Origin of the sequence: Anaerovorax odorimutans DSM 5092, assembly GCF_000426305.1 — a bacterium.
Lineage (GTDB): Bacteria > Bacillota > Clostridia > Peptostreptococcales > Anaerovoracaceae > Anaerovorax > Anaerovorax odorimutans.
This window is the reverse complement of sequence record NZ_AUFC01000015.1, coordinates 78,609-85,693: the sequence shown is the minus strand read 5'-3', so window position 1 is coordinate 85,693 and position 7,085 is coordinate 78,609. Positions and strand designations below refer to the sequence as shown.

The following is a 7,085-nucleotide window of genomic DNA, read 5'->3' as shown; positions in this document are numbered from 1 at the left end:
GAGGGAACTTTTGGAATAATAAAATGGAACAGGTCTTACAAAAGACTATTTAGGAGAGGACTTAAAGGAGTAATTCTTGAACTTACTTTAATTTCTTGTGGTTACAACTTATATAAATATCACAATAAGCGAAATCGAGTTGCATTGGTGGCATAATAGAAATCGAAAAATAGCCTTCAAAAAGATAACTCCTTATTTTGTGCACTCATTTTTCAATGATATATATTGAAAGCACTATAAAAATTAAAAATCCATCATCATCGAAATTATCTCCGATGATGATGGATTTTTTTAGAGACTTATTTTACAGCCCCTTTTTCATTTTGCTTGAGACAAAAGGATAAGAACCCACGGAGTGGGTGAGAAGTACCATGCCTTTTTTCCGCAGCTTTAGCTGCATTGGAAAAACGGACAGCGCAGCGAACGAAGTAAGCGTAGGAGACCTATGGTCGTTGCCTTTTTTCCGCAGCTTTAGCTGCATTGGAAAAACGGACAGCGCAGCGAACGAAGTAAGCGTAGGAGACCTATGGTCGTTGCCTTTTTTCCGCAGCTTTAGCTGCATTGGAAAAACGGACAGCGCAGCGAACGAAGTAAGCGTAGGAGACCTATGGTCGTTGCCTTTTTTCCGCAGCTTTAGCTGCATTGGAAAAACGGACAGCGCAGCGAACGAAGTAAGCGTAGGAGACCTATGGTCGTTGCCTTTTTTCCGCAGCTTTAGCTGCATTGGAAAAACGGACAGCGCAGCGAACGAAACGAGCGGAGGAGACCTATGGTCGTTGCCTTTTTTCCGCAGCTTTAGCTGCAATGGAAAAACGGACAGCGCAGCGAACAAAGGTCGATGCTCTCCGCCAAAAAACAAACCGCTAAAAATAGCGGTTTTTGTTTATATTTCAACGTTTTAAGGTTGTTATATTAGAAATTTTTTTACATTAAAATAACCGTTTTTTGTCTTCATGTTGCATATTTTTTATATAAATGCAACATGAAATGCAACACGAAAAAGCATCTCTAATACACAAACAGCCGGTCACTATGCCGGCTGTTTTTAAGAAAGCAGGATGCTTCCTTTTTGTCTCTTTTAGATATTAGATTATATATGTGCGGAATGTAACAGTTATTTTTCGTCTTGTAAGGATAAGTGTATGAAATGTAATTATGTAGATTAATTTTGGTTTGTTAAGGAAATAAACAATAATATTAAAGAAATAATCTATAATATAGTTGCTTTTATCCTATTAATCAATTTTAATTTTAAGTCTTCGTAATTTTCCCATAAAATGAAATTATAATGATTAATATCAAAATGTAAATGATTTTTTATACCGTCATCATCTTCTCCTTCAAACCATTCTTTTTTGCAAGTTCTGATGACTTCAAGTCCTCTACCTTGCGCATATCCTGCTTCAAAATATGCTCCTTCATTATTATATGTAAAATCAGTTATTACAAATTTACTAGTTTTAATCTCTGCTATTATTTTGTCCGTTATATCTCCATTATGTTCAATTTCTGAAATTAAAAGAGCATCAAATTTCAACTGGCTACATGCTGGTTTTATTGCTTTTTCACAAGCTTCCAATAGGTCTTCGTTAAAGCCCATTGCAACAAACACTTGTTTCGAGGCTATATTTCTTGTTTGAAGCTCCTCTGCTTTCATCATCCCTGAAAGAGATATTGAAAATTCTCTAAAGCCTCCTCCTTTAGAAATACAATTAAAAAGTCTTAAACCTATTAACGTATCAACCATATCAATAAATTCTTTTTTTGATTTAGTATATCCAATTGCATATGGAGTATCTTTGTTTACGTTTATAATTAACTTTTGACCAAATATTTCCGAATTTCTATAATAAAAAAGTAATATCTTGTCTAGTTTTTGCATAATTGTTTTAGGTACTAACGCATCATTTGCTAAGCTCATAATATTTTTATGCGAAATTATTTCCATTTGTAAATTTAAATCATTTTTTTCTCTTATTAACCCAGATATTAAATGCTTATATGGTGAATATTTTTCTACTAGATCTTCGTCTTGATCAATTATTATCTGCGTAACTTCATATATTCCACAATTTGGACATTTAACTCTATATATTCTTTTTTCCGAGTTAAATTCAGCTGTTTCATCGCAAAATATACATCTCTTAAATTCGCTCATCTTTCTTGTTCTCCTAAATTACTGTTATCTAAATTTTCTTTGATTATGATCCATCTAATAAACTATATTATATCACTATTATTTGTAAAATAATACAATTTGCAGAAGTTGACAAAATGATTATAAATAATTCAAAAACCTAAAAAAGCCAGCCAAGGATTTTCCACCGGCCGGCTAACATGATATCTTATAATCTTACTATCCATTTACTCTAACATAAATTTGATAAGTTTGTCCTTCTAATTCACCTTGAATTATAGCAAGCCCTTTTTTTACTGCTGTCACTTCTCCGCTTGCTGATACTGTGGCAATACTTTCATCCATAGAATTCCAAGTTACTAAACTGGGATCATCAGATAAATATAGATTAGAGTTATCTCCTGCGGTCAAATATACTGCCAAACGCATTTCGTCTGCGGTACCCGGCACAACTTTTACAGGAATATATTCTTTAAAGGTTCCATCTGCATTTTGAGCATATATATCCGCCTGTCCTTCTCCAACAGCTGTTACTTTACCATTCACATCTACTGTGGCTACAGCTTCATTTGTTGAACTCCATGTAAAATTGGTGTTATCTGTTAAATTGTATGATACACTTAGTTGAACAGTTTCACCTGTATTTAGTAGTACAGATAGTTTTTTATCTGTATTAACGCTATCTCCTATTTGTAATGATTCCATTGTATTTAAATTAATATTGGAGGAAGTTCTACCTCCCATTACATAAAGCCTTCCATTTACTACTGCCGATCCACAAGAAAACCTGACTTCATTTAAAGAGTTTTCTGTTTTCCATGTATCCGTTGTAATATCGTAAATTTCAACCTTATTTAAATAATTACCATTATAACCACCGATAGCATAAATATTATTACCATTTGCAGATACTGTCAGCCCATTTCTTGGATATGACATATCAGAGCCTCTCGACCATGTATCAGTTTCAGTATTATAAATATATACAGTTTTTGAATATCCAACTGAATCACAAAGGCTACCACCTATTACATAAATATTACTTCCAACTGCAATAGTACCTGTATAGTCTAAAGCATCTGGCAGATTAGATCCTTCCGCCCATTCTTCTGTTAATGTGTCGAAAATATATAACTTAGTCTTGCCAGAAATATAAGTAATTAAATAAATCTTATTACCCACTGATGTACATGATAGTCCCTGTGCAATTTTTATTTCCGATATATCTTCACTGCTTATCCATGTATTAGTTTTAGTATCATAAATTTGAAGTTTATATTCATCACTTTGATTTTTACGCCCTATCAAATATATCTTGTCTCCCACAACAGCATACGATGAATATATTGGTATTGTAGGAATAGGAACAGATTCACCCATTTCCCAGCTCCTTGTTTTAGTATCATAAATTTGATTCAATTCATAAGAAGCTTCCCCACCTAATAAATAAATTTTATTACCTACTTTAGCTGTAAAAAAATAACAATTTGCTTTAAGCATAGGTGTTTCTTCCTGCCACCCTTCTTCATCATCTGCCCAGACGCTTATCCCTGATGCACTTAATACCATACATAAAGTTAAAATAATTGTTAATATTCGTTTCATTTCTTTCCTCCCTTTTGTTACTATAATTGTTACATATATTTTACTAGAATATATTACCATTTAAGTAAATTATATAACAGTCTGTTTTCCATAATTTTCTATAATATAATTGATTGTTTAAGGTGCTTTTCCTACAAAAGAAAAGGACTATGGCACTAAATAAATAGCAGCCATAGCCCTACATGTACTTATATAATTAAAATTTCCACCATTTTCTTTTAGTATCTTTATCTTTAGTCTTATCCTTGTCCTTAGAATCATTTTCTTCTTCTTGTTGTTTCATACCAAGTTCATAGAAATAATCCCATTCAAAGTTACAATCCTTACAACGATATATATCACTACTTCCTTTACCAGCACAACAGCAATTAACAACAGCACGTCCTTCTTTAATATCTTCTTTTATCCCCGGTATACAAGCAGAACCAGCAGGAACAACTTTTACCACATTGGTAGACCCACATTTATAACATTTCTTTTCCATATCTCTACTCCTTCCAAATATTTTTTGTGAATTGCTTTATTTACTATTTTTATACCCCTAAAAGTTCTTGTAAAAACATTCCTTTAATTTACACTCATAGTGTTACAATTTATTCATAATTTCATTTCTTTTACTAAACACGTTGATTTTAAATAACTAAATCATTTTATTCTACTTACTAAATCTAAAACATTCTGTATCTTATAAATATTTTTCTAGCTATATATGATGGTTTATTATTCTTTTCCATCCTTCTTACTTTTAGTATTATGTTAACATTTATTTATTACATTAATACAGTTTTCAGCAACCCTTTCTGCCTTATATTTTAAGACTCCTAACAATTTTCCACATTATTTTTCAAATTGTATACAATTTAATTCAAATTTGACTGTGTATAACTTTTTTCATTTAGAATCAAGTAATTTCAATGCAAATGCTAAATTTAAAATAAATTGCCAATTAATTTATCCACAGTTATTTTTATATTATAAATAACCCAATTTAAAGATTGTCCACATATCAACAGTTTTTGTCCACTTATTTAATTAATAAATACCTTGCTTAATAATATTTTTAGTTACAAGATGAAAAATCTAAGCTGTTGGACAGCACAGAAAAATAGTTTTGCTTCATCAAATAATTATTTTTTAATGAATATATCATAAAAATTCTGGTTATATTTATATCAGTGTATAATATTTATATTTCAGTTTATAAAATATTGTTGATATTTTTAAACTAAAGTTATATAATTACTCTACGTCTTAATTAGTAGGAGGTTTTTATGAAATATAATCTTTTAAACAAATTTTATTATAAAGGAACTGATATTTATCTAAAAGAATATGATAAAAGAATTAATAGCATAGGCTGTATTACATTCAATTTTAAAATTGATTCTAATCCAATATTTATGATTCCCACTATTGAAATACTTAATTTAACAGCAAAAATTTATAAAAAGAACTCTGAATTAAACAAAAAAATGTTATCACTCCCTGGAATTGCATTAAATAGCTATCAGACAAGTTGTCTTATTGACGAAATAATGCTAACTAATGATATTGAAGGTATTTACAGTACAAGAAGAGAAATTAAAGAGGTAATATCTACTTTACCAAAAAATAACAATAAACGTTTTACAGGTCTAGTAAAAAAATATTTACTTTTACTAAAAAGTCACCCTGATATACCATTAAATACCTGCGAAGAGGTTCGTTCTTTATATGATGAAATTGTATTAGATGAAATCAAATCAGAGCAAAAAGAAAATATTCCTGATGGTGAAATATTCCGCAAAGAAATAGCTCAAGTAATTTCTGGTACACAGAAAGTAAAACATATCGGTATTTTCCCAGAATCAAAAATTATAAACTCAATGAATCAAGCTCTTTCAATATTAAATAATGAAGGAATTACACCACTTATTCGTATCTCTATATTTCATTATCTTTTCGGGTATATACATCCATTCTATGATGGAAATGGTCGTACGAGCAGATTTATTAGCAGTTATACACTTGCTCAAGAACTCAGTTCATTTGTTGCTTATCGATTATCATTTGCTATTAAAGAAAAAAAAGAGGAATATTATAAAGCTTTCGATTTTTGTAACGACAAAAAAAATAAAGGCGACATTACTCCATTTGTAATTATGTTTCTTGAAATGATTGACAGGGCAATTGATAATTTATCAACTAAAATTAATGAGGGATATGAAAAGTTAAACTTTTATCACGATCTTATAAAGAAATCGTCCTTAGAAGAAAAAGAAAAAAAAGTATTATTTTATCTAATACAAAATTCCCTTTTTAGTAATGATCCATTATGCAGAAAAGAACTTGCTAATATGTTAAAATGTAGTTATCCCACTGCAAAAACAATTCTCAATTTATTAATTAAAAATGGAGCTCCTATTTTTGAAAAAACAGAAGATCATAACAAAAAAGTTTATCTCTTAGATTTAGATACAGTTAGCGACTACCTTAAACAGACAGTTAACATTATATAAAAGCAAACGTCCTTGTAATAATAACAAATTGGCTGTTTGTGATACAATTAAAAAGAGATTTGTTTCACAAACAGCCAATAAATATCGTTTTAAAATTTAATTACTATCACAAAACATTCAAATCTTATTTCTTACTGTCAACATATCTTTTGTTAATAATCATGCATCGAGCCATATCTTCAGTTATATTTAAATTACCATTTCCATCTCCTTTTAATGCTCCAGAATCTACTAGCTCTTGCACTTCTTCCTGCAATGATTTTGGTAATTCACTGACTTTACTATATCTCTCTTGCATTTCTTCTTCCTCCAATCTATCTTTGAAGTCTTCCCATTTACTTTCATCTTTTACAAAAGGCTCCGGGCAGATCTTTCCGGTTACATCAAAATGTCTTATTACATTTTTAACAGGTATGCTATAGGCATTCATATACCTTTTTACAGCTTCTACTGTATTATTAACCGTAGCTTCTGTGATTACATATTTGCCATCTACAATATCAGAACACATTTCTATGCCTATTGAATTATCATTATTACATATATTCTTAAAAGCAGCACCACCATTTGTATACTTTTGGCTGTCGTTGCAATGCCAAGCTGTATCACTGTCATTTACAACTTTAGTACAACTATTTTCATCTATAAAACAATGAGCTGAAGCTCCACGATACAAAATATGAAAATAACTTGCATTACTTTCATCAGTATCACCATCATTAGCCGTGTAATGGATTACAATAAATTTAATTTCTGAATTTCTGCCTTTAGTAAAATTTGTTAATGTTAAATTTGTTTTATATTCCACGGTTTTACCTCTTTCCAAAGAGATAGGAACCCACGCC

6 protein-coding genes are annotated in these 7,085 nt (G+C 30.4%); 2 read left to right on the top strand and 4 right to left on the bottom strand.

Annotation, left to right across the window (positions count from 1 at the left end; all coding sequences use genetic code 11):
- On the top strand, positions 1 to 156 hold a 156-nt coding region (locus K292_RS19540), incomplete at its 5' end, for a transposase (RefSeq protein WP_207637162.1).
- 1,054 nt (positions 157 to 1,210) lie between these two features.
- Here the strand turns inward: K292_RS19540 and K292_RS17810 are convergent.
- The 3 genes from K292_RS17810 to K292_RS0106920 all read right to left on the bottom strand — a co-directional run bounded on the left by K292_RS17810 (position 1,211) and on the right by K292_RS0106920 (position 4,226).
- Positions 1,211 to 2,158 carry a hypothetical protein gene (locus K292_RS17810; protein WP_051280464.1) on the bottom strand — a complete coding sequence of 316 codons (948 nt, stop codon included), beginning with the start codon at positions 2,156 to 2,158 and terminating at the stop codon, positions 1,211 to 1,213.
- 198 nt (positions 2,159 to 2,356) lie between these two features.
- On the bottom strand, positions 2,357 to 3,742 hold the full coding sequence (locus tag K292_RS0106925; protein ID WP_027399228.1) for a Kelch repeat-containing protein: 1,386 nt from the start codon (positions 3,740 to 3,742) through the stop codon (positions 2,357 to 2,359).
- Between the two features lie 196 nt (positions 3,743 to 3,938).
- The gene (locus K292_RS0106920) at positions 3,939 to 4,226 is read right to left on the bottom strand and encodes a hypothetical protein (protein WP_027399227.1); all 288 of its coding nucleotides are present in this window, start codon (positions 4,224 to 4,226) and stop codon (positions 3,939 to 3,941) included.
- A gap of 787 nt (positions 4,227 to 5,013) precedes the next feature.
- Here K292_RS0106920 and K292_RS16310 point away from each other — a divergent pair.
- A complete protein-coding gene (locus tag K292_RS16310; protein WP_051280462.1) occupies positions 5,014 to 6,240 on the top strand; it encodes a Fic family protein in 1,227 nt (408 codons plus the stop codon).
- A gap of 124 nt (positions 6,241 to 6,364) precedes the next feature.
- Here the strand turns inward: K292_RS16310 and K292_RS16305 are convergent, their stop codons facing one another.
- Positions 6,365 to 7,048, bottom strand: a complete 684-nt coding sequence (locus K292_RS16305) for a peptidoglycan recognition protein family protein (RefSeq protein ID WP_051280460.1) — start codon at positions 7,046 to 7,048, stop codon at positions 6,365 to 6,367.
- Between the last annotated feature and the right edge of the window lie 37 nt (positions 7,049 to 7,085).

Excerpts from the sequence above, each read along its gene's own strand:
- K292_RS17810 (WP_051280464.1), bottom strand. The coding sequence starts at position 2,158 with ATGAGCGAATTTAAGAGATGTATATTTTGCGATGAAACAGCTGAATTT.
- K292_RS0106925 (WP_027399228.1), bottom strand. The coding sequence starts at position 3,742 with ATGAAACGAATATTAACAATTATTTTAACTTTATGTATGGTATTAAGT.
- K292_RS0106920 (WP_027399227.1), bottom strand. The coding sequence starts at position 4,226 with ATGGAAAAGAAATGTTATAAATGTGGGTCTACCAATGTGGTAAAAGTT.
- K292_RS16310 (WP_051280462.1), top strand. The coding sequence starts at position 5,014 with ATGAAATATAATCTTTTAAACAAATTTTATTATAAAGGAACTGATATT.